Source organism: uncultured Cytophaga sp. (assembly GCF_937863595.1).
Taxonomy (GTDB): Bacteria; Bacteroidota; Bacteroidia; order Cytophagales; family Cytophagaceae; genus Cytophaga.
In genome coordinates, this window is sequence record NZ_CALMGQ010000057.1 from 1 (window position 1) to 23,360 (window position 23,360).

20 protein-coding genes are annotated in these 23,360 nt (G+C 35.8%); 4 read left to right on the forward strand and 16 right to left on the reverse strand.

Features of this window, described 5'->3' with window-relative positions; genetic code table 11:
• Positions 1–103: 103 nt before the first annotated feature.
• The 8 genes from Q0543_RS04210 to mutL form a co-directional block, all read right to left on the reverse strand.
• On the reverse strand, positions 104–1,864 hold the full coding sequence (locus Q0543_RS04210; RefSeq protein ID WP_299249578.1) for a tetratricopeptide repeat protein: 1,761 nt from the start codon (positions 1,862–1,864) through the stop codon (positions 104–106).
• Between the two features lie 3 nt (positions 1,865–1,867).
• Complete coding sequence (locus tag Q0543_RS04215; RefSeq protein WP_299249581.1) at positions 1,868–2,869, reverse strand: sugar phosphate nucleotidyltransferase; 1,002 nt, start codon at positions 2,867–2,869, stop codon at positions 1,868–1,870.
• A gap of 84 nt (positions 2,870–2,953) precedes the next feature.
• A complete protein-coding gene (gene dut / locus Q0543_RS04220) occupies positions 2,954–3,391 on the reverse strand; it encodes a dUTP diphosphatase (protein WP_299249583.1) in 438 nt (145 codons plus the stop codon).
• 44 nt (positions 3,392–3,435) lie between these two features.
• Complete coding sequence (locus Q0543_RS04225) at positions 3,436–4,956, reverse strand: polysaccharide biosynthesis C-terminal domain-containing protein (protein ID WP_299249585.1); 1,521 nt, start codon at positions 4,954–4,956, stop codon at positions 3,436–3,438.
• Between the two features lie 3 nt (positions 4,957–4,959).
• Positions 4,960–5,745 (reverse strand): enoyl-CoA hydratase-related protein, encoded by a 786-nt coding sequence (locus Q0543_RS04230; RefSeq protein ID WP_299249587.1) that lies wholly within the window; start codon positions 5,743–5,745, stop codon positions 4,960–4,962.
• A gap of 1 nt (position 5,746) precedes the next feature.
• The gene (locus tag Q0543_RS04235) at positions 5,747–6,628 is read right to left on the reverse strand and encodes a rhomboid family intramembrane serine protease (protein ID WP_299249590.1); all 882 of its coding nucleotides are present in this window, start codon (positions 6,626–6,628) and stop codon (positions 5,747–5,749) included.
• 5 nt (positions 6,629–6,633) lie between these two features.
• A complete protein-coding gene (locus Q0543_RS04240; RefSeq protein WP_299249594.1) occupies positions 6,634–7,434 on the reverse strand; it encodes a rhomboid family intramembrane serine protease in 801 nt (266 codons plus the stop codon).
• 17 nt (positions 7,435–7,451) lie between these two features.
• Positions 7,452–9,284, reverse strand: coding sequence for a DNA mismatch repair endonuclease MutL (gene mutL, locus Q0543_RS04245; RefSeq protein ID WP_299249597.1), 1,833 nt, complete (start codon positions 9,282–9,284; stop codon positions 7,452–7,454).
• 271 nt (positions 9,285–9,555) lie between these two features.
• Here mutL and Q0543_RS04250 point away from each other — a divergent pair, with 271 nt between their 5' ends.
• The 3 genes from Q0543_RS04250 (at position 9,556) to Q0543_RS04260 (ending at position 14,552) form a co-directional block, all read left to right on the forward strand.
• The gene (locus Q0543_RS04250; protein ID WP_299249600.1) at positions 9,556–12,525 is read left to right on the forward strand and encodes a glycoside hydrolase family 3 N-terminal domain-containing protein; all 2,970 of its coding nucleotides are present in this window, start codon (positions 9,556–9,558) and stop codon (positions 12,523–12,525) included.
• A gap of 198 nt (positions 12,526–12,723) precedes the next feature.
• Positions 12,724–13,863: an N-acetyl-alpha-D-glucosaminyl L-malate synthase BshA gene (gene bshA / locus Q0543_RS04255; RefSeq protein WP_299249603.1), complete on the forward strand. Its 1,140-nt coding sequence runs from the start codon at positions 12,724–12,726 to the stop codon at positions 13,861–13,863.
• Positions 13,864–13,922: 59 nt separating this feature from the next.
• A complete protein-coding gene (locus Q0543_RS04260) occupies positions 13,923–14,552 on the forward strand; it encodes a sterol desaturase family protein (RefSeq protein ID WP_299249606.1) in 630 nt (209 codons plus the stop codon).
• A 91-nt stretch (positions 14,553–14,643) separates the two neighbouring features.
• On the opposite strand, the gene Q0543_RS04265 is transcribed toward Q0543_RS04260, so the two are convergent.
• Together Q0543_RS04265 and uvrB are read right to left on the reverse strand one after the other, a co-directional pair.
• Entirely contained in the window at positions 14,644–15,195 is a 552-nt protein-coding gene (locus tag Q0543_RS04265; RefSeq protein WP_299249609.1) for a 3'-5' exonuclease, read from the reverse strand.
• A gap of 142 nt (positions 15,196–15,337) precedes the next feature.
• Positions 15,338–17,362 (reverse strand): excinuclease ABC subunit UvrB, encoded by a 2,025-nt coding sequence (gene uvrB / locus Q0543_RS04270; RefSeq protein ID WP_299249612.1) that lies wholly within the window; start codon positions 17,360–17,362, stop codon positions 15,338–15,340.
• Positions 17,363–17,682: 320 nt separating this feature from the next.
• On the opposite strand from uvrB, the gene Q0543_RS04275 reads away from it, so the two are divergent.
• Positions 17,683–18,453 (forward strand): hypothetical protein, encoded by a 771-nt coding sequence (locus tag Q0543_RS04275; protein WP_299249615.1) that lies wholly within the window; start codon positions 17,683–17,685, stop codon positions 18,451–18,453.
• Positions 18,454–18,512: 59 nt separating this feature from the next.
• Here the strand turns inward: Q0543_RS04275 and Q0543_RS04280 are convergent, their stop codons facing one another.
• The 6 genes from Q0543_RS04280 to Q0543_RS04305 all read right to left on the reverse strand — a co-directional run bounded on the left by Q0543_RS04280 (position 18,513) and on the right by Q0543_RS04305 (position 23,088).
• The gene (locus tag Q0543_RS04280; RefSeq protein WP_299249618.1) at positions 18,513–18,680 is read right to left on the reverse strand and encodes a hypothetical protein; all 168 of its coding nucleotides are present in this window, start codon (positions 18,678–18,680) and stop codon (positions 18,513–18,515) included.
• 353 nt (positions 18,681–19,033) lie between these two features.
• Positions 19,034–19,312 carry a hypothetical protein gene (locus Q0543_RS04285; RefSeq protein WP_299249621.1) on the reverse strand — a complete coding sequence of 93 codons (279 nt, stop codon included), beginning with the start codon at positions 19,310–19,312 and terminating at the stop codon, positions 19,034–19,036.
• Between the two features lie 146 nt (positions 19,313–19,458).
• A complete protein-coding gene (gene aroE, locus Q0543_RS04290; protein WP_299249623.1) occupies positions 19,459–20,196 on the reverse strand; it encodes a shikimate dehydrogenase in 738 nt (245 codons plus the stop codon).
• Positions 20,197–20,251: 55 nt separating this feature from the next.
• Entirely contained in the window at positions 20,252–20,911 is a 660-nt protein-coding gene (locus Q0543_RS04295; RefSeq protein WP_299249626.1) for a DedA family protein, read from the reverse strand.
• A 3-nt stretch (positions 20,912–20,914) separates the two neighbouring features.
• Complete coding sequence (locus Q0543_RS04300) at positions 20,915–21,685, reverse strand: phosphosulfolactate synthase (protein ID WP_299249629.1); 771 nt, start codon at positions 21,683–21,685, stop codon at positions 20,915–20,917.
• A 2-nt stretch (positions 21,686–21,687) separates the two neighbouring features.
• Entirely contained in the window at positions 21,688–23,088 is a 1,401-nt protein-coding gene (locus Q0543_RS04305) for a tetratricopeptide repeat protein (RefSeq protein ID WP_299249632.1), read from the reverse strand.
• Positions 23,089–23,360: the final 272 nt, after the last annotated feature.

A 23,360-nucleotide genomic window follows, 5' to 3' on the forward strand; every position in this document is an offset into this window, starting at 1 on the left:
TTCACTTGTTAGTGTATCTTCTATAATTGCATCATGACTTAATGCAGGCATTTTTTTACAAGAAACATGTAAGAAAGAAATTGCTACTATAAGCAATATAATTTTATTCATACAATTTACCTTCAGCAATTTTTTTATCAATAAATGTTGATGTATCTCCTGCCACTTTTGCTTTTTTCCAATACAACAATGCATTTACTTTGTCACCTAATTGATATAGTACATCTCCATAGTGCTCTATTATGGTGCCATTCTGCGTATTTAACAATGCAATTTCCAATTGTTTTTTGCACGCATCATAATCCTTCATCTGATACAATACCCATGCATACGTATCTATATAATTAGGTTCTGTAGGGTTCCTATTTACAACCCGTTCAGCTAATGTTTTGGCTAACTCTAATTTATCTTTACGTAGAGAAAGATAATAACTATAATTGTTTAAGACGTAGTCATTATTCTTGTCATACTTCAATACCTCATCAAAGGATGCGTCCGACTTCGCATATTCTTTCGTTTCATTATATGCATCACCTAGTAAAATCAAGCATTGCACTTTAAAAGGCATATCTGCAGACGACAAATTCTTCGCTTCGTCTAAAGATTCAATAGCTTTGGGATATTGCTTTAAATTATAATATCCTAAGGCTCTATAATACCACAATGCTGCTTGATTGGGAAAATAATCTATCGCTTGATTGCCGTGTAAAATCAATGTTGCATAATCCTTAAACTCTAAATCTAGGGTTAATATCTGAAGCCATAGATTGTAATTATTGCCATCTAATTCTGAAGCAGAAATATAATGCGTGCGCGCTTCTTCCTTTTTCCCATTTACAAACAACGCATCCCCTTGGCAGGTTTGTGCAATATTATTTGTAGGATTTGCTTGTACAAAAACGGATGTTAATGTTAATAATTTAACTTTTGTTTGATCTGTAGTAGCGGATTTTAAAGCGTCTTGAATAATTTTTTGTTTTGTAGGTATAGAGACATTTTGCCTTCCTAATAAAAATACATATTCATCAAATACTTTATCCATTTCATTGGAAGATTTGTATACATCTACCAATAAGGTGTGGGCTTGCACTTGATTTGAATCTATTTTCAATACCGAAAATAGTATTTTTTTTGCTTGTTGAATGTTGTTTGCAAAGTAATAAAATTCAGCCTGATCAACTTGGTATTGAAGATTTGTTGGGTCGGAATCAATCAACTTCTGCCCTTCCTTAATGGCTAAATCGGTTTTGCCTTGCTTAACGTATAGTTGTTGTTTTTGTCTGGTCAATTCAAAACTTTGCCCAAAAACAGATTCTATTTTGTCGTACGTTTTTACCGCATCGTCAAATTGTTTTAACTGAATTTGATTGGAGCCAATTTGATACAAATATTCTTCATTGCCTGGAAAGTCTGTAACAATCTTTTGATAGGTTTGATTGGCCTTGTCAAAGTTTGTTTGGGCTTCGTATACACGCGCTAATTGAATCTGATATTCAACATTGTTAGGATCCGATTTAATAGCAGCTTGAGCTGTTACTAATGCACGCACATTGTTTGATAAGGTATAATTTAGTTTTGAAAGCTGGTAGTTAAGTCCGCCATTGGTTTGATCAATTGAATATGCTTTGTCAAAAAAAGACAAGGCAACATTTTGTTGGCCGATTAAATAATAACGCATTGCTTCAATAAAATATGCATCGAAGTAAACGCGGTCTTGTTCCGACAGAACTTTGGGGGTAAAATTTGATTTAGAAGATTTGGGGCTATTCTTCTTGGTGCTCTTTTGCGCCAATGCCGGTGCATAGAGCACCGGCATTAGAATCGCAATAAGAATAATTTTTACTAGGTGTTTTTTTACACTCATTGGTTATGCAATAACATTAAAATCGCCAACGCTTAAATCAAGAGCTTTGCCTTTATACTGCGCTGAGTTTCCAAACATAGAGTTCGTAATGTTCGCGTTTGAAATAACTGCATTTTCTTGAACAATCGAACGACTAATAACTGTGTTCGTAATTTTCGTTCCATTACCAATAGAAGCATACGGCCCAACAATAGAATTAACTAATTCCACATTTTCACCCACATACGAAGGCTGAATAATGATTGAATTAACTGATTTTACAGATGCCGCAACTATTTTTTGGTCTTTGATATAATCTAAATATCTAGAGTTGGTATCCACGGTAGAATCTTTGTTACCACAATCCAACCAATCTGTTACTTTGCCAGGAATAAATTTAATTCCTTTATTTTTCATGTTTTCCAATGCAGAAGTCAATTGGTATTCACCTTTATCCTTAATGTCATTGTCAATTACATATTGCAATTCTTTCTTTAAATTTTCGCCATCTTGGAAATAATAAATGCCGATGATTGCTAAGTCAGATACAAAGTGCTCTGGCTTTTCAACGAAATCTGTAATTTCATTTTTGTCGTTCAATTTAACAACCCCAAATGGTTTAGGGTCTTCTACTTTCTGAACCCAAATAATGCCTTCTTTAGAAGTATCTAAAGTAAAGTCTGCTTTGAATAAGGTATCTGCAAAAGCTACTACTACTTTACCACCTAACGATTCTTTCGCACAATAAATTGCATGCGCAGTTCCTAATGCTTCAGTTTGATAATAGATTGTACCTTTTGCGCCAACTGATTCTGCAATTTTTATCAAACGTTGTTCTGTTTCTTTGCCGAAATTACCGATGATAAACGCAACCTCTTCAATTTTTTCGCCACAAACTTTTGCAATATCTTCCACTAATCTGTGGACAATAGCTTTGCCTGCAATCGGTACAAGTGGTTTGGGAACTGTTAATGTATGCGGTCGCATTCTTTTGCCCATGCCCGCCATTGGAATAATAATTTTCATGCTGTATTGGTTTGTATTGATTAGAATTTTTCGTTTTGAACTTTCAACAGATACGCCATTGAAATTTTTTTGTTTTCAGATATCTTACTTTCCTGTACTACCAAAACCCGAAGCCGCTCTTACAGAGTCTGTAAGTTCTTGTACTTCTACTAGGTTTGCTTGCGCTACCTTTGCAACAACCATTTGAGCGATACGTTCCCCTGATTTAATTGTAAATGCTTCGTTGGATAGATTTACCAACAAAACTTTGACTTCGCCTCTATAATCTGCATCAATTGTACCCGGACTATTCAACACAGTTATTCCATGCTTGAATGCCAATCCACTGCGTGGACGAATTTGAGCTTCTGTATGTTGAGACAATTCAATAAACAAGCCTGTAGGGATTAATTGGCGCTGTAAGGGTTGTAAAACAACGTCTGCATTTAAATAGGCACACAAATCCATACCTGCTGCTTGTTCCGTTTGATATGCCGGTAAGGGGTTATTTGATTGATTTACAATCTTAACAGTGGTATTCATTTGATTGTTAAAAGAATGTACTATTGTAAATTTACAAAATAAAATTAGGCTTTTAAACGATTGGCGCTTTTTTCTAACAGAAGAATACAGCCGAGCCAAATAGCAATCATGCCATTATAAACCAGTAGGTTAAAGTAATTATTCGCAAATTCTACAAAGCTTGAAAAATAGACAAGTAATGCTGCAGAACCCATCCAAACGATAATCTTTACAACAGGATAAGGAATTGGGTAATATTTATGGCCCAATAAATAGCTGCACGTTGCTATACTTGCATAACAAAACAAGGTTACCCAAGCTGCACCTAAATAGCCTAAAATAGGTATTAAAAGAACATTTCCAATGATGGTAAGTGCTGCGCCAAATAAGCTGATGTAAATACCCCAATATGTTTTATCCGTAAGTTTAAACCAAATAGATAAATTATAATAAATCCCCAAAAATAAATTGGCGAATAATAATATTGGCACAATCGCCAAGCCTTCCCAATAATCCTCATTCCCTAGAAAATGTTTGAAAATAGACATGTTCAATGAAACTCCTAAAAATATAAGCAAACACACCAGTACAAACCATTTCATGATGTCTGCGAATAACTGTGTCGAATTTTTATCAGACGCTCTGCTGAAAAAGAATGGTTCAGCTGCATACCGAAAAGCTTGTATAGCTAAGGTCATAAACATGGAAAGCTTATAGCATGCTCCGTAGATGCCTAGTGCATGTAATTTACTACTGCCTGGATAAAAATCATCTGGCAACAACTCTCTTAAAATCAACCGATCTAGCATTTCATTCACCATGCCTGCAAGCCCCATAACCATTAATGGGAATGCATACACCAACATAGGTTGTACAATTTTAAAATCCCATGTAATTTTAAATCCTTTAAATATTTTAAACAGAAAAGGAAACTGCAATACATTTGCAATGAGATTGGAAATGAAGATATACGAAACCAAATCGGCAGGGTCATACCAAGATAAAATAAATTCTTTTGTAGATATCGATACTGCATCAGAAACCAACATAAGAGGAATTCCCCAAAGCAATAATACGTTTAACAATACCGTTAAACCAATATTCATAAGCTTTACAGAAGCAAACCAAAATGCTTTATTTTGTAATCGAAGGCGAGCAAAAGCAATCGACAATGCCGCATCTGTAAACAATATTGCTATGACGTAATAAATATAGGATCTGAAATCGGTGGCTGTTTTATTAGAATTACCATCGCTTAAATACGATGCAATTTGTGGCGTAAAAAATAAAATGATCAGCGAAATAAGTAAACCGCCTATTAATATTTGTGTGTTTACATGATTGAATATATGCGGTTCGTTCGCATCTTTTTTATTTGCAAAACGGAAATACGTTGTTTCCATTCCAAATAAATATATAATATTAAAAAATGCTGCATATGCATACAACTCAGTAACGATTCCATATTCAGCAGGAAATAATAGACTCGTATAAACCGGCACCAACAAAAAATTAATAGCACGCCCTATCATGCTACTTAATCCATACAAGGCTGTTTGTCCAGCTAATTTTTTCAGTAAAGACATGAATTATTTTCCTGTAAAAGTAGCTTTTCTTTTACCCAAGAAAGCTTCTACACCTTCTTTGAAATCTTGTGTTCCGGCACAGCGTCCAAAAGATTTTGCTTCCTCATTAAAAGAAGTTCCTCCTGTTTCTATTGCAAGATGCGCACAACGCAATACTTCTTGAATGGATGTTGGTGCTTTTGAAAGCATTTTATTCAATAAGGAAATACAGGTTGGGATCAATTCTTCTTGGGTAGTCACCGCATTAACGATTCCCCAAGCAAGGGCTTTGGCGGCATCTGCCTGATCGGCAGTCAGCATCATTTCGATTGCTCTACCTTTGCCTATTACCATTGGCAACCGTTGCGTACCGCCATAACCAGGCAACAAGCCTAAGGTAGCTTCTGGCAAACCAAATTTTGCATTGTCTGAAGCGATGCGAATATGGCAAGCAAGTGTTAGCTCAAACCCTCCACCTAATGCAAACCCATTTACAGCTGCAATCACAGGCTTTGTTAATTTATCTATTTTTTGAAAAATCAATTGTCCTTCTTGAGATAACAGCTGTGCTTCATGTGGTTGAAGTGCAGAAAATTCACTAATATCTGCACCGGCTGCAAATGCTTTAGTCCCAGACCCCGTTATGATGATGGCTCTTATGGATGCATCCGTATATGCCAATTCAATTTGAGCGTCGATGGCATGTAAAACCGCTCTGTTCAATGCGTTTAATTTTTCTGGTCTATTTAACGTAAGAATTAAAATACCAGATTCGTTACGTACTTCAAGAATGGATGACGACTCACTCATATTATTGGCTTGCTTTAAAAAGTTTTTGTTTTTCCTCTTTGGTCAAACTTTCATATCCAGACCGAGAAATTTTGTCTAAAAGGATATTAATTTCTTTTTCGTCTGGTACATAACCTGCATCCAGTCCAGACTTTTTATTATTTGAAAAACTCAATCGAACTTTTTTATCTTTTGAAAATAATGAGCCAATGAAATCTACAATCGCATTGATGGGTTTACCCAAATCGATGCCGCGCTTTAATGATGTAATGAATAAAAACCCTGCTAATGCGCCGCCTAAGTGTGCTAAATTACCGCCTGCATTGCCTTGTACGGAGCCTATAAATGAGAGGAACACATAAAAAGCTGCGATATAAACAATTTTTACGGGGCCAATAAAAATCAAATGAAATCGATACGTAGGAATAAGCGTTGCAGCGCCAACAACAGCGGCTAACACACTACCACTCGCTCCAATTAATAAGCTAGGTGGTTTGCTCGCATAAAAAGGAATGAAATTATAACAAACTAAATACAGCGCAACACCAAATAAGGCTCCGATTACATATAGAGAAACCAAACGTCTGCCGCCTATATATTCGGAAATCAATCCGCCAAACCAATACAAACCCAACATATTAAAAAATATATGAAGTGGTGATGGCGTATCGTGAGAGAAAGCATACGTTAATATTGTCCAAGGCTTATAGGCTACTTCCATCAAATTAGAAGATGCGCCTTGGAGTGATTGAAGCGAATGAAACCAGATATCGTGCACTGAAATTTTTGATACCACCCAAACGATGCAATCAAAAATATACACCAGCACATTTATAAGGATAATTTTAATCAATGCATTATCCTGCAAATAAAATTGTGCTTTTATATCTTTTAATAAACTCATGAATATTAATAAAATGAATTTCTATTTGCCGTCCAATACCGAATTAGTATAAACGCAAAGACCATTCCCGTAATGTGCGCAAAATGGGCTACATTATCATCGGGTCTATTGCTATATAAAGAATATATTTCAAAAAGTGCATATGCTCCGACTAGATATTTTGCTTTTATCGGTATCGGAGGGAAAAGCAACATTAATTCTGTATTGGGAAAAAGCAATGCAAATGCCATTAGAATTCCGAAGACAGCTCCAGAAGCTCCTACTAATGAAAAATTAGATTGAGCTGCAGTAATGTATTGAACAATCTCAACAGTTTTAGCTGCAAGTTCGTTGTTTGTTGGATTTGCTATGTATGCATCCATTGATTTTACAACTTCTGCATTTTCATAACCCATTTTATAATGTTTGTTTATAAAAATAGTATATGAATCTGGATCTGGATTTTGTGCATATTCTATTGCATCTTGACGCACTTCTTTAACTTCATATGCATTCAAACCCCAATAAAAAAAGCCTGCACCAATTCCGCAAACAAAATATAAAATCAAGAATTTTTTAAATCCTAAATAATATTCCAACATGGGTCCAAAGAAATACAAACCCAACATGTTACCAAAAATATGCATGAAGCCTGCATGCACAAACATATATGTTACAAATTGATAAGGCTGAAATTTATCAGAATAAATACTATGCAAAGCCAAACGATCATTTAAGTCAAATGACTGAATGAAGATAGCTGACAAAATAAATAGGCCTACATTTAGGATTAATATCCTTTGTACAAATGGAGTTAAACGATTCATATTTGCAAGTTAATAAATTACATAAACAATCTGCCTATTTTGTCCATGTCAAGCATAACAACCGTCAAATTGCCATCTGGAGCAAAATTTGGTGTTTTACAAGCAAATAACTGATCGATAATTGAATTCATTTCAACCAATGTAAGTTTATTGCCTGCACGAATTGCTGATCGTTTTGCCAATGCACGTGCTAAATTCTCTTGTCTATCTATTTTAAGATCCGTTCTATTTTGTTTGAATTGCTCAATCAAACCTTCAAATAAATCTTTTTCGTTTCCGCCTTTAACATCTGAAGGAACTCCATTAACAACAATGGTTGTATTGCTAAATACATTAAATACAAAGCCTAATTTCCGGATATCGTCTTCCATTTCAAGGACCAAGGCGAAATCGGATGCGCTCAATTCAAGTGTTTGTGGAAATAGAAACTGTTGCGAACTCCCAAATTTATTTTGAAGCATACCAATGTATTTTTCAAACAATATGCGTTCGTGAGCTGCTTGTTGGTCTACAAGCATCATTCCCGACTTGATTTGGGTTACAATATATTTTTGATGTAATTGAAATGTAGACGTATTTTCAGTGTGCAACAATTCTTTATCTAAACGTGCAACATCTTCTTTGCCATTAATTGCACTAAGCATTTTAATAGACTCTTGATAAACTTCTTCTCTGTTATTTTCCATCCCACTATACATTCGTTCCCAATTTGATTGATTTGACCTTTCAGTACTACTTTGCGAAGCAAAAGGTTTTGTTGTGAATTCTTTATACTCGTTTGTATTGGAATCGTTATTGGCACTAAGCCCAGTAAAACCGGATACATTGACGTTAAAATCAAAGTCTAAAGAAGGCATAATATTATGCGTACCAAGAGATCTTTTGACACATGCCTTAATAATGGCATATACTGTTTTTTCATCGTCGAATTTAATTTCTGTCTTTGTTGGGTGCACATTGACATCAATATTTGATGGATCTATTTCAATATATAAAATATAAAATGGAAAAGAATCTCCCGGTATCAATTCTTCAAACGCATGCATAACTGCATGATTTAAATAATGGCTTTTTATAAATCGATTGTTTACAAAAAAGAATTGGTCGCCTCTCGTTTTTCGGGCACTTTCAGGTTTCCCAATATATCCTGAAATAGATACAAAATCCGTTTCTTCTTTACACGGAATAAGTTGTTCGCGATAACTTCCGCCTAATAAAGATACAGCACGTTTGCTTAATATTTCTTCCGGCAAATTAAATAATTCCAAATCATTGTGATAAAATGAAAAGGCTACATGCGGGTAAGCAAGCGCAACACGGACAAATTCATCCATAATGTGGCGCATTTCCACCGAATTGGATTTTAAAAAATTACGGCGTGCAGGAATGTTGTAAAATAAGTTTTTAACAGAGATAGATGTACCAACAGGATGTGCGGTTTGTTCGTGTACAATTATGGAAGAACCTTCAATACGTATTAACGTTCCAAGTTCATTTTCAGCCTGTTTCGTTTTTAGCTCTACTTGGGCAACCGCAGCGATAGAGGCCATTGCTTCTCCTCTAAACCCGAATGTTTTAATGGCAAATAAATCTTCCGCACTGCGAATTTTGGATGTAGCATGACGCTCAAAGCACAAGCGTGCATCGCTATCTGTCATGCCCTTACCGTTATCAATTACCTGAACCAATTGTTTCCCAGCATCTTTAACGATAAGTTGCACGCTTGTACTGCCTGCATCTACAGAATTTTCTAATAACTCTTTTACCACAGAAGCGGGTCTTTGTACAACTTCTCCGGCAGCAATTTGATTGGCAATATTATCTGGTAATAAACGTATTATATCTGACATAGGTGGGAATTTCAAGCTACTGACAATAATTTCTGAAGACCGTAATTTGCATGTTGAAGCGGGCCTTATTTATTGCAGTATTTAGTATTTGATACGGTCTTGTGGGATTTATGTTTCCTCTAAATTACGGCACAAATACATTAGACTACCCACAGGTTATCCACCAAATTGGTAACATTAAAGGGAATCATGTAAATTGTAGCTCTAGATGCTTAAGTATCAATTAGGCAATCAAAATTGCCGCGTGTAAAAATAGCGATTCGATTCATTCATGATAAAAAAATATATTTTACCCATCAGTTTTTCCATTTTATTGCTCTTTTTCTTTGCAGGAGCAAGTACCTGGTCTAAACCTGAGCCATTTAAGGTATTGGGTGCTGAAGCATGGGCAGACAGTGTCTTCGCTTCGTTGAGTGATGAAGAAGCTCTTGGCCAACTATTTATGGTAGCTGCCTATTCTAATAAAAATGATGCCCATACACGTGAAATCGAACAACTTATAAAAAATAATGGAATAGGAGGCGTGATTTTTTTCCAAGGAGGTCCTGTTAGACAAGCACAACTCACCAATCGATATCAAGAACTTTCAAAAGTACCCTTATTTGTTGCGATGGATGCAGAATGGGGTTTAGGGATGCGCTTAGATAGCACCATGAATTTCCCGAAACAAATGACACTTGGTGCCATACAAGACAATAGCATTATTTACAAAATGGGTGTTGAAATTGGGAAGCAATGCAACCGATTGGGTGTACACATTAACTTTGCTCCCGTTGTTGATATTAATAGCAATGCGAACAACCCAATTATTGGAGTGCGTTCCTTTGGAGAAGACAAATACAATGTAACGGCAAAAGCAATCGCCTATATGAAAGGCATGCAATCTGTTAAAGTAATGGCAAATGCGAAACATTTTCCAGGGCATGGAGATACAGATACAGACTCCCATTTAACACTGCCCATTATAAATAAAAACGAAAAAGCGTTAAATGAAACAGAGCTATATCCGTTCAGACAATTAATCGATTCGGGTGTTGGTAGTATTATTGTTGCACACATAAACGTTCCCGCACTTGATAATTCTAAAATCCCTGCAACTCTATCCAAACCAATCGTTACAGATTTGCTTCGCACTAATTTAGGATTTAGAGGTTTAATATTTACAGATGCGTTAAATATGAAAGGTGTCACAAATCTTTATAAGCCGGGGGAAGTAGATGTACGCGCATTGTTAGCAGGGAATGATATTTTATTGTTCGCTGAGAATGTACCTCTAGCAATCAAAAAAATTACAAAAGCCATTAATGATAAAGATATTTCTAAAGAAGAAATTCAAGCTAGAATTAAAAAAATATTGATGGCTAAATACTGGGCCGGATTGAATTCTGTAAAAAAGATAAACACGGAAAATTTATACCAAGACTTAAATAATTCGAAGGCAAAATCATTGCTTCAAAAACTATACAAAGAGTCGCTTATTGTAGTAAAAAATCAACAGTCGTTATTACCCATTCGCTATCCCGACACCACATCTTTTGCATCAGTAAGCATATCCTATTCAGGCAATTCAAATGTTTTTCAAACAGCATTAACAAGCTACGCCCCTTTTACGCATTTTAATATTGATAAAAATCTTTCAGATACAGCAGCGAGCGACTTGATTCAACAACTCAAAAAGTTTGAGACCGTTGTAATTGGCTTACATCAAGTAAACTCCTATAATACCAAAACATACGGCATCACTAATTCTACTAAAGCATTTATTGAAAAACTACAACTGGAGCATCCAAGGGTTATTGTAACTGTTTTTGGAATACCTTATTCTCTAAAGTATTTTACAAATTCGAACACATTGGTTTGCGCCAATGAAGACAATACCTATACACAACAATTAGCTGCCGAGTTGTTATTTGGCACCATTCCTTCAAAAGGAAAACTTCCAATAACAGTTAGTGACGATATAAAAATAAATGCCGGTATTTCATTGGCTGGGACAAGTCTACGATTCCGTACAGACTTGCCTGAAAACCTGCGTATGGATAGCAAAACACTTTCAAAAATAGATACCATTGTGCAAATAGCCATTCGCGAAGGTGCTATGCCTGGCTGTCAAGTATTGGTTGCTAAAAGCGGATCTATTATTTATAATAAATCGTTTGGATATTTTACCTATGATAAAAAAAGTCCGGTTTTGCCTACATCACTATATGACATCGCATCTATAAGTAAAGTGGCAGGTACTTTGCAAGCCATTATGTTTTTAGAGGAACGTGGTTTGATTAAATTAAATTATAAAATCTCTGTTTATCTACCCGACCTGTTAGGCACGAATAAAGAAGACTTAGTTATTAGTGATATTTTAACGCACCAAGCTGGGCTGCAGCCTTACTTACCTCATTGGCGTAATACAATGGACACCTCGGGTTTTAGCACAAAATTTTACCGAACAGTGCAAAGCGATAGTTTTCCCAATATGGTTTCTCAGGGCTTATACAGCATTGCAAGTATGGAAGATTCCTTATGGAAGTGGACGGCACAATCTGCACTTATGGCACATCCAAAGCTTCGTAAAAAAATCCTTCCTTACGGTTATGTATACAGTGATTTGGGCTTTTATATTATGAAACGATTGGCAGAAAGTATTTTGGATCAACCGATCGAAGATTTTTTAAAGCAAAACTTCTACGATCCAATGTGTTTGCAACATCTTTACTACAATCCCTTACAACAAAACGTAGATATCAATACTATAACACCCACAGAGCAAGACAAATATTTCCGAAAAAGCTTAGTTCAAGGCACGGTGCATGATCCGGGGGCCGCCTTATTAGGAGGCGTTGGGGGCCATGCAGGCATTTTTGCGAATGCTACCGATCTTGCCACTATATTTCAGATGAATGCGCAGATGGGATATTATGGCGACTATCGCTTCTTATTGCCAGAGACCATACAACTATTTAGCAGAACGCAATCTTCTAGAAACAGACGAGGCCTTGGTTGGGATAAACCTCAAGCTTCCAGCGGCGGACCATGCTCCTATCTTGTTTCTTCAGCAACGTATGGCCATACTGGATTTACAGGCACTGCAGCATGGGTTGATCCAGAGCAAGAGTTGGTGTATATATTTTTATCAAACAGGGTTTATCCCGATGCAAATAATACGCGCTTAATAAAAGATGGTATTCGAACGCAAATTCAAACCGTTATTTACAAATCCATTTTAAATTATAGAGAACAATAAGCGCTACTATCCTGTTTTAAATTAAAATTATCGTTATTTAACTAAACCCTCTAAAAAAGAAGCTGTTATTAAATAATATCAATTTGGGAATTATTTAATAAAATAGAGTGTTTGCTGAAATACATTTTAATTTGTAAATTATTAATAGGGATTATATTCAGCTGAATATAGTTTCAATATAAATACGATATCATATTCATGAAAATAGGAATTGTTTGTTACCCAACCTTTGGTGGTAGCGGTGTAGTTGCCACAGAGCTTGGTAATGCAATGGCAGATTTAGGAAATCAGATACATTTCATTACATATTCACAGCCTCATAGATTGGATTTTTTCCATGAAAATATTTCATACCATGAGGTCACAGTAAAGTCCTACCCATTATTTGAATTTGCGCCTTATGAAGTTATCCTCGCAAGTAAGATTGTAGATGTTGTGAAGCATGAAAAGCTTGACTTATTGCATGTACATTATGCTATACCCCATGCTTCTGCCGCGTATATGGCACGTGAAATCTTAAAAACCCAAGGCATTTATATTCCCATTATCACCACGCTTCACGGTACCGATATTACCCTCGTAGGTAGAGATCCAGCTTTTGCGCCGGTTGTTGCATTTTGTATCAACCAATCTGATGGTGTTACGGCTGTTTCTGAAGACTTAAAAAGAGAGACACTCGAGTATTTCGACATTAATAGAGATATCGCAGCCATTCCAAACTTTATTGATGTTTCAAGATTTAGAAAACAGAAAAAAGACCATTTCAAAAAGGCTATTTGTCCCAATGATGAGAAACTCATTGTACATACTTCGAATTTCAGAAAAGTGAAGCGAATTGAAGATGTAATTTCGGTTTTTAATATTGTGCGCAAAACCGTTCCATCTAAATTGCTTTTAGTAGGTGATGGTCCGGAAAGGGGCATCATGGAAAACATGTGTAGAGAATTGGATATTTGTCAAGACGTACGCTTTCTGGGCAAACTGGATGCTGTAGAAGAAGTCTTGTCCGTAGCGGACTTATTTATTATGCCTTCAGAAAAGGAAAGTTTTGGATTGGCAGCTTTAGAAGCTATGGCTTGTGAAGTGCCAGTAATTTCATCCAATGTAGGCGGCTTGCCAGAATTAAACATTCAAGGAAAAACAGGCTTCTTAAGTAATGTCGGAGATGTGGAAGATATGGCAAAAAATGCTATTTTTGTATTAGATAAAGCCAATCTGCAAACATTTCGCAAAAATGCCTTAAACAGAGCGAAAGAGTTTGATTCAAATCATATCGTGCCAAAGTATTTGGCTTACTACCAACAAATTCTTGATAAGAATCACGCTTTTGCGAAATAAAGCATGTTATTGTTGTTTGACCTTTAATACTAGGCTAAATTTGTATAAAATAAACTAATATGGACCAACAAGCCGAAAAAATCAAGCCAAAAAATAGTGGTACGAAGAAGGTATTTGACAACCCTATTCTAGAAAGATTAACGAGGACTCACATTTCAGTACCCATTACAATTCTAATGACAATTGCAGCTGTTTTACTATACATTGCTTTTGTTTATACGGATTATACCCAACTTACCCCTTTATATGTTATTGGCCTATTTATTTTAGGCTTCTTTTCATTTACCTTGATAGAATACATAGCGCATCGTTATTTATTTCACATGCGGCCAACTACTGAACTTAAACGTAAAGTTCAGTATGCTTTGCATGGCTTACACCATGAATATCCTAAAGATAAAGACCGCTTGGCAATGCCTCCTATCATGAGCTTACTACTTGCAACCATCTTATTCTTTGTCTTTTATTTCTTGATTGACACAAAAGTATTTGGCTTTTTACCAGGTTTTATAACGGGATATTGCGGTTATCTGTTTGTACATTTCATTGTGCATGCCTATGCGCCACCTAATAATATTTTTAAAGGATTGTGGCTAAACCACTCCATTCATCATTACAAAGACAACACACAAATATTCGGAGTATCTTCTCAGCTTTGGGATTATGTTTTTGGAACGATAAAGAAATAATTAATAAAGATTATCCATTTATAAAAAGAGCTCTTGAGATCGTATCTCAAGAGCTCTTTTTATAAACTAAAGGTGAGTGTTGCATTATATCTCAAAAGACCTTCAACTTCATTTTAAGTGCAAGCATCAATTCTTCAATAGAATTTACGCCCAATCTTTCCCCTGCTTTGATAATAATGTGTGCAGCACCTATGGCATCGCTCTCTGCTTCGTGGTGATTGAGTGGTACATTCATGTGCCTACACACAGTTGATAGTTTGTGATTTTCAATTTCCTTAAACACTTTTCTGCTTACTGAACACGAACAAAAATAATCTGTTTTTGGGTACGAAACTTCGTGTGCAGACAAAACACTTCGTAATACACCTACATCAAAGGCTGCGTTGTGTGCAACAAGTGTGGTGCTGTCTACATATTCTTTTAACTCATTCCAAACATCTATAAAGTATGGCGCATCTTTGGTCATTTCTGGACTGATGCCATGTACCTGCATGTTCCAATAACTATAAAAATCTGGAATGGGTTTAATTAATTTTGAAACTGTTTTAACAATTTTTCCATTTTCAACTATAGCCATACCTACCGCACAAATGCTTGTTCGGTGCGTATTTGCAGTCTCAAAATCTAATGCAGTAAAGTTCATTAACAGGTATATTTTTTGATCTGCATTTCACAGACCGATATGTTTATTTATTCCTAAATTTTATTATGTTCTAACAAATAAGTCGTCGTACTACTCGAAAAAGAGGCCCGACGACAGCACAAATTGTTACAGTGACGACACATTATGATTTCGAATCGATTATTTTTTGAAACGCAAACATCTCATCTCTAAAGCGCGCAGCTTCAACAAAGTCTAAATCTTTAGCTGCTTTCTCCATAGATTTTTTAGTGCGCTCCAACATTTTATTCAGTTCTGTTTTGTTCAACAATGCTACAACAGGATCCGCAGCAAGAGATGGCTCGCTATCTGGTTCAATATATTGTTTTGAAAATTTATTAGAATCGGCCACTTTTGTTTGGCCCATTATTTCTTCTGTAGATTTATTTACTGTCATTGGCGTAATGCCATGCAATTCATTATAGGCAATTTGAGTTGCTCTTCTTCTACTCGTTTCATCCATTGCCTTCTGCATGGAATCTGTAATTTTATCGGCATACATAATTACTTTGCCGTTACTATTTCGAGCAGCACGACCGATTGTTTGCACCAACGAACGCACGTTACGGAGAAAACCTTCTTTGTCTGCATCCATAATAGCAACCAAGGAAACCTCTGGTAAATCCAAACCTTCTCTCAATAAGTTGACACCAACCAACACATCGAATACACCCAAACGTAATTCACGTAAAATTTCTACGCGATCTAATGTTTTTACTTCAGAGTGAATGTATCGTGTTTTAATTCCTACACCTTCAAAATATTTTGTAAGTTCTTCAGCCATTCGTTTGGTCAAAGTCGTTACTAAAATACGATCGCCCATTTCAATGCGTTCTTGTATTTCTTCTAACAAATCATCGATTTGATTGACGCTTGATTTTACAAAAATTTCAGGATCAAGTAATCCCGTTGGTCGGATTATCTGCTCTACAATGGCACCCTCTGAACGTTGTAATTCATAGTCTGCAGGCGTTGCGCTTACGTAAATTACTTGTTTGTTAATTGTTTCAAATTCGTCAAATGTTAAGGGCCTATTGTCCATTGCGGAAGGCAATCTAAATCCATACTCAACTAAATTTGTTTTGCGTGCCCTATCCCCTCCAAACATGGCGCGAATTTGAGGTATCGTTACGTGACTTTCGTCTACAACCAATAAGAAATCTTCTGGAAAATAATCGAGCAAACAGAATGGGCGTTGTCCGGCTATTCTGCCATCAAAGTATCGAGAATAATTTTCGATGCCAGAACAGTAGCCCAATTCGCGCATCATTTCAATATCAAATTCTGTACGTTCTTGAATTCTTTTTGCTTCTCCATGACGCTTTTCCATTTCAAACATATGAACTTGTTTCATCATATCGTCTTGAATGTGATGAATGGCGCTGTTTAACGTATCTTTACCAGTTATAAATAAATTGGCGGGAAATAAGGTAACACTTTTTTGGTCGCTGATGCGCTTGCCGGTATCAGGCTCTATCAATTGAATCGTTTCTATTTCATCTCCCCACATTTGAATACGATAGGCAACGTCTGCATAGGCAGGAAATACATCAATGGTATCTCCGGTTACACGGAACGTACCACGAGTAAAATCATGTGTAGTTCGGTTGTATAAAATCGAAACAAAAGAATACAACAGCTTATTTCGGTTGATTTGTTGTCCTTTATGCAGTACTACGATACTGTTACGAAACTCCTCCGGGTTTCCCATACCATAAATGCAGGAAACGGATGCAACAACGATAATATCTCTTCTGCCAGACATGAGCGAAGATGTTGTTGCGAGTCGTAATTTTTCAATTTCTTGATTTATGGATAAATCTTTCTCTATATACAGATTGGACGAAGGCATAAATGCTTCGGGCTGGTAGTAATCGTAATATGAGATAAAATATTCAACTAAGTTATTCGGAAAAAATTGCTTGAACTCCCCGTATAGTTGTGCTGCAAGCGTTTTATTATGACTTAATACAAGAGTTGGCTTTTGCGTTTGTTGAATAACATTCGCCATGGTAAATGTTTTACCAGAGCCTGTCACCCCCAATAAAACTTGGGCAGGATCATTGCGCTCTAGCCCTTCAACCAACTCTTTAATTGCCTGTGGCTGATCTCCCGTAGGTACGTATTTAGATGTTAACTCAAATCCCACTGTTGCTTTTTTTTACTAAACAGTAAGTTACTTAATAAAGTTTACATTATTTGAACACATTTTATGGCATTAGTGATCAAAGTAATTTCTGATCACTTCCAAACAAATTTATTACTCTAAGTTATTGCTTTATAGGTTCGCATTAAAAAATATTTCGATTAAGCTTTTGGATCATGTTCCTAAAATATAAAAATAAATCATTGTTAAATTAATCTACCTAAACTCCTTATTTCGAAGTGTGAAGTAAATTTGTTCAAATTAAAATAGTTATCTATATTTAAATATTAACGACAACTTTTTAATTAACCAAAATTGAAATTATGAAAAGAATTATTATTGCAGTGTCTATGCTTGCAGCTTCTATGGCTGCAAACGCACAAGATCCAATGACAACAACAACAACAGCACCGACTGGCAAATTGTACAAGCCTGTAGCTGGTGATGTATTAGCAGAAATTGGCTTATTTGCAAGTACAGGTGGAATAACAGGTGGTGTAACATCTTTATCTGAAAGCTCGTTTAAACAGCCTCAATTGAAATTTCGTTATTTTCTACAAGATCAAATTGCTGTTCGTGTAGGTTTCAATTACACACAAAACTCTAATACTAGCAAAATTAACGATGTAGCTGGAACGGCTACTGACAAAACGATGAGTTCCCTTTTTGGCTTGAATTTAGGTCTTGAAAAACACTTTACAGGAACTGGGCGCCTTTCTACTTATGCAGGTGGTGATTTGTTATTCCAAACAATTGGGGTATCTGAGGAAAGAACCAATACTGCAGATGGCACTACCTTTGCAAACGGTGCTAGTTCTACATATAAAGGAACAAATGCTGCTGGTACTCTAAATGGATCTTTGGGCTTTGGCGTTCGTGCTGTAGCTGGTGCTGATTACTACTTTGTAGACAAAGTTTATTTAGGTGCTGAATTTGGATGGGGTTTTATTGCAAGTAAAAACAGCAAATCTACGGCAGATATCACACCTGCTGGTGGCGGTTTATCCACTTCTACTACTAATAGTTCTACAGGCGGAAGCTTCAATCTTGCCCCTAGCTTAACTGCTGGTCTTAGACTTGGTTTCAGATTCTAACATCTATACCATATATTAATAAAAAAGGCTTCTTCGGAAGCCTTTTTTATTAATACGTTCTACTCATTCCAAATCTCCCAAGCTTTTTCAGCTTGACCAATCAACATACCTAATCCATTCTCTACGTGGGCGCCAAATTCTTTTCCCTTTTGCATGAAGGTGGTGATTGCAGGGTTGTATACTAAATCATATAAATAATGTTCTGCAGATAAAATTTGATATGGCATTGCCAGAAATGTTTCGACTTCTGGGCACATACCAAGTGGTGAGGTATTAATTATTAATGAATGCTCTTTGATTATTTTTTTTATTCAATTTAGCAAATGTGATTCCGTTTTCTATTTTATTGCCTGCACCGAACTTTCTTTTGCATTTCCATTCACTCTCTACTAAAAAAAACACAATAAAATAACCATTATACTGAAAAGAGTCCTAAGCATACTGAATGGTGGCGATCCTTACAGGGTTGTTGGTTGGGAATGGCAAAACAAGTTGATTAGCTATTAGTTGTGAAATTTGGGGAGCCAATTGATATGATGTAACAGAATCTCCCTAAAATTATACCCTCTAATATTCTTAATTATTTATCCTTATCAAAAAATCGGTACCAATCAAAACCCGTTACTATACCAAGAATTGTCAATCCTGCAAAAAATGAAACTATAGCCCATTTGCCAAGTTTAACATGTATGAAATAAATTACTGTTTGAAAAAGTATTCCTGAAGTGGTTTTGGTTGCTGTATCTGCAGGATTTTCGACAAAGTCATCATAGACACTTTTGTTAAATAATAATAGTAATATAACAATGCTAGAAATAGCTAGTATTACTCCATCTTTATTAAAATATCTTCTATCCATTGATGTTTTTATAATGCTTCATCAATACTTGGCATGGTTGCTATGGTTTCCCATCATGTTCACGAGCCTACAATGATTTTGAAAAACCATTCATCTATCCATTCTATATAAACGAATACGCACAAGAGTCTGTACGTATCATCCAATTACTCATTCCAAATCTCCCAAGCCTTTTCAGCTTGACCGATCAACATCCCTAATCCATTCTCAACATGGGCGCCAAATTCTTTTCCCTTTTGCATGAACATGGTGATTTCGGGGTTGTATACCAAATCATATAAATAATGTTCTGTAGATAAAAATTGATACGGCATTGCGGGAAACGTTTCAACTTCTGGGTACATGCCAAGTGGTGAGGTATTAATTATTATTGAATGCTCTTTGATTATTTTTTCATTCAATTCAGCATACGTAATTCCATTTTCTGTTTTATTTCTAGAAACGTATAAAAATGGGATTGAAAGATCTTTAAGCGCTACAGCAACAGCTTTTGCAGCGCCACCTGTACCTAAGACTAACGCTTTATGTTTTTTCTGCAGAGGAATAAATTTTTCTAAAGAAGTCTTGAACCCATAGTAATCCGAATTATATCCCTTTAGTCTTCCATCAGGAAGTATCTTTACTACATTCACTGCGCCTATTTCCTTCGCTGCAGCATCCAACTCATCAAGATATGTTAGGATATCTTCCTTATACGGAATCGTGACATTACATCCTTTGAAGCCTACAGTATCTTTTAATAACTTAGGAAAATCTTGTATCGATTCTAATGGAAAGTTTTCATACACACAACCTGTAATATTTTCTTTTATGAATTTTTCTGAAAAATATTTTTTAGAAAAAGAATGTGATAATCTATATCCGATTAGTCCGTATACCTTCATTGATTCCTTGAGATTTATTCATAAAAAAGTCCCGATATAAGCGGGACTTTTTTAATTATTTTTTTGACATTTTAGCCCGCACCAACTCTATGATTATGGGTATTATTGAAATGAATATGATGGCAAGCACCATGTGTTCAAAGTGATCGTGTACAAATGGAATGCTTGCTAGATAATAACCGGCTAATAATAAACCGGCAACCCAAACTACGCCTCCAATAATATTGAACGTTATGAATTTAGAGTAATTCATGGTACTAACACCTGCTACAAAAGGAGCAAACGTACGTACAATAGGGACAAAGCGCGCTATAATGATTGTTTTGCCGCCATGTTTTTCATAAAACGCTTGACCTTGCTCTAAATATTCTTTTTTCAATAATTTCAAAAAGAAGTTTTTAGGTGCATCGGCTCGAAAAACTTTTGGTCCAATAAATTTACCAATATGATAATTTACAGTATCTCCTAGTATTGCAGCAACTACAAGCACTAAGATTAACAACCAAGGGTTCATTCCATATTTTGCAGCAAGCATGCCTGTTGCAAACAACAATGAATCTCCCGGTAAGAATGGCAATACAACAAGTCCAGTTTCAGCGAATATGACCAAGAATAAGATTACATATATCCAAGGTCCGTACGAGTCAACCATTACTTCTAAATAACTGTCTAAGTGTAAAAACCAGTCAGCTAACAATTTAAAGAATTCCACCATTACTTATAATTTGTCCATAAAATGGTGGAATGTATCGCTACGTAATCCCAAACGTACTGTTTCTAATGGAATCAATTCGTTTGGTGCAATATTGCCCAAGTTTACATTAGCGCCACACAATTTCACAAAGAACACTTGTTGTTCTTTCTGAGGTGCTTCCCAAATAATTTTATCGACAGGAACTGAGCTTAAAATATCTTCTACTAAACCAGAACGAACTTCACCAGTAGATCGGAATAAGCCAACATTTCCTGCTTCACGTGCTTCGCCAATAACTTTCCAAGAACCTGCTTCAAGTTCCGTGTTCATCAATTTAATCCACTTAGATGGCGGGAATACTTTTTCTGCATCTTTAGAGCCTACTTCAGATAAAACAGTAACCTGTTTTGCCAGTTTTGAAATGTATTCGCATTTCTCGTCGTGTGGCAACTCAATTGAGCCGTCAGATACTTCAGCATGTACAATGCCAAGTGTATCTAACAATCTTCTATAATCATCAAATTGATTACGCACAACAAATGCCTCAAACAAAGTGCCTCCTAAATAGCAGGGTATGCCAGCGGACTTGTATATGGCTAATTTTTCTTTTAATGTAGGCGTAACAAAAGATGTTGCCCAACCTAATTTAACGATATCAATGTAATTACTAGAAACAGACAACATGTCTTCTGCTTCACGGCAACTTAAGCCTTTATCCATTACCATTGTAAAACCAGACTCACGTGGTTTTATAGTTCTCTCAGGAACTTTTGAAAGGGCAAAATTTTGGTACATTTCTATTTATTTCTGTATTGATCAATAATTCTAAATAAAGCCTTTTGAGTTTCTAGTTTTGGGAAAAACTCATATAATACGGTATGGCTATCGAAGTCCAAAGTTAATGCATTTTCTAGATAATTAAATGCTTCTTTGTACTTTCCTGCTGTAATAAGATAAACAACGGCTCTATAATACAAATCTGCATTACCTGGAATTTCATCAATCCCAGCATGGATCAAGTCAACAGCTTTGTCCATATCACCACTTTCGTAGTGCACAAATGACCAATTTTTCCATACTTCAGGGTTGGTAGGTTCCAATACACATGCTTCCTCAAACGCTTCAAGACAAGAAACTAGATTTCCTGTTTTGTATTCTGCATTCGCTTTGGCCAACCAATAATCTGCGTTGGCCTCGTCTAATTTCAAGGCTCTTTTAAAGAAATGAATGGATTCAAATGCCTTATCTTGAGCATCTAAACATTTTCCGATGCCATAATATGCTTCGTGAAAATATGCATCCGCTTTAGAAGCCTTCCTATAAAACTCAATTGCTTTGGGATGTAAACCAAGGTGTTCATAGCAAAAACCAATGTTATAAAACACATCAGCCGTTTTATCATCCATTTCTAATGTTTGGAAGAAATATTCTAAGGCTTTCTCATATTCGTTTTTATAAACATAGCATTCGCCTATGTTATAGTATGCTGAGGAGTATTTGTCGTTGATTGCAACAACAAATTCATATGCATTCATTGCTTCCTCTAGCTTACCTTGCTTAAAATACGAAACACCAAGACAAAACCATGCAAAGTGGGAATATGGTTCTTCCTCTATCAATTGGGTAAAGAAATCAATGCTTTCTTCCAAACGATCCAACACTTCTAAGCTATACGATAATTCGTAAATAGCATCTTCGTGTTTTGGATTTATAATAATGGCAAGTTTTAAATGCGATATCGATTCTTCAAAATTACCCATATCCTGATATATCACACCCATATGGTAATGAATCTCATCTTTTTCCTCTGCCAAATCCAATACTTCTTGAAGCAACTCTATTGCACCTTCAAAATCATCTTGTTGGGCAAGAATATTTGCTCTAAGCAATTGAATATCGGTATCGTTGGGTTGGTATAATTGTGCCTTATCCAGCAATTCAAGCGCTTCTTCAAACTGAGTCATTTGCATGAGAACTTGAACTTTTAGCAACATTACTTCTACTGCATATGGATGTTGCTCCATTGCAATCTCGCATGTTCTATGAGCTTTTCTGAATTTAGCTCCTTCTAGATAATATTGAATGATACTTTCATATACACTCACGTCAAAAAAGCCAGGAGTGCCTTCTTTTAGAAGCTCCTCAAATTTCCTGGCCAATTCGCGATCATCAGATTGTCGTTTATTTTGTCTGGCCATAGTCTCCTAATTTAATTGCGCTATACTCCTTATACGAGGGGATTATACCTAAAGCTAAAAAATTAAAAATTAATTCATTTATACCTGAAAGATTATTTATAAACATGGAGAAAACCACATGTTACTCAACTTGCGGCAAAAAGTGTTGTATCACTCTATTTCCAACTTAAAGTACTGTCTTTATCAAAAAGATTTGAACAAATAAAAACACAAACAACTACGAACTAGCTACTTAATAAATCACTTGATATTTTATTATTTTAAGACCACCT

Excerpts from the sequence above, each read along its gene's own strand:
- Q0543_RS04210 (WP_299249578.1), bottom strand. The coding sequence starts at position 1,864 with ATGAGTGTAAAAAAACACCTAGTAAAAATTATTCTTATTGCGATTCTA.
- Q0543_RS04215 (WP_299249581.1), bottom strand. The coding sequence starts at position 2,869 with ATGAAAATTATTATTCCAATGGCGGGCATGGGCAAAAGAATGCGACCG.
- dut (WP_299249583.1), bottom strand. The coding sequence starts at position 3,391 with ATGAATACCACTGTTAAGATTGTAAATCAATCAAATAACCCCTTACCG.
- Q0543_RS04225 (WP_299249585.1), bottom strand. The coding sequence starts at position 4,956 with ATGTCTTTACTGAAAAAATTAGCTGGACAAACAGCCTTGTATGGATTA.
- Q0543_RS04230 (WP_299249587.1), bottom strand. The coding sequence starts at position 5,745 with ATGAGTGAGTCGTCATCCATTCTTGAAGTACGTAACGAATCTGGTATT.
- Q0543_RS04235 (WP_299249590.1), bottom strand. The coding sequence starts at position 6,628 with ATGAGTTTATTAAAAGATATAAAAGCACAATTTTATTTGCAGGATAAT.
- Q0543_RS04240 (WP_299249594.1), bottom strand. The coding sequence starts at position 7,434 with ATGAATCGTTTAACTCCATTTGTACAAAGGATATTAATCCTAAATGTA.
- mutL (WP_299249597.1), bottom strand. The coding sequence starts at position 9,284 with ATGTCAGATATAATACGTTTATTACCAGATAATATTGCCAATCAAATT.
- Q0543_RS04250 (WP_299249600.1), top strand. The coding sequence starts at position 9,556 with ATGATAAAAAAATATATTTTACCCATCAGTTTTTCCATTTTATTGCTC.
- bshA (WP_299249603.1), top strand. The coding sequence starts at position 12,724 with ATGAAAATAGGAATTGTTTGTTACCCAACCTTTGGTGGTAGCGGTGTA.
- Q0543_RS04260 (WP_299249606.1), top strand. The coding sequence starts at position 13,923 with ATGGACCAACAAGCCGAAAAAATCAAGCCAAAAAATAGTGGTACGAAG.
- Q0543_RS04265 (WP_299249609.1), bottom strand. The coding sequence starts at position 15,195 with ATGAACTTTACTGCATTAGATTTTGAGACTGCAAATACGCACCGAACA.
- Q0543_RS04275 (WP_299249615.1), top strand. The coding sequence starts at position 17,683 with ATGAAAAGAATTATTATTGCAGTGTCTATGCTTGCAGCTTCTATGGCT.
- Q0543_RS04280 (WP_299249618.1), bottom strand. The coding sequence starts at position 18,680 with ATGCCATATCAAATTTTATCTGCAGAACATTATTTATATGATTTAGTA.
- Q0543_RS04285 (WP_299249621.1), bottom strand. The coding sequence starts at position 19,312 with ATGGATAGAAGATATTTTAATAAAGATGGAGTAATACTAGCTATTTCT.
- aroE (WP_299249623.1), bottom strand. The coding sequence starts at position 20,196 with ATGAAGGTATACGGACTAATCGGATATAGATTATCACATTCTTTTTCT.
- Q0543_RS04295 (WP_299249626.1), bottom strand. The coding sequence starts at position 20,911 with ATGGTGGAATTCTTTAAATTGTTAGCTGACTGGTTTTTACACTTAGAC.
- Q0543_RS04300 (WP_299249629.1), bottom strand. The coding sequence starts at position 21,685 with ATGTACCAAAATTTTGCCCTTTCAAAAGTTCCTGAGAGAACTATAAAA.
- Q0543_RS04305 (WP_299249632.1), bottom strand. The coding sequence starts at position 23,088 with ATGGCCAGACAAAATAAACGACAATCTGATGATCGCGAATTGGCCAGG.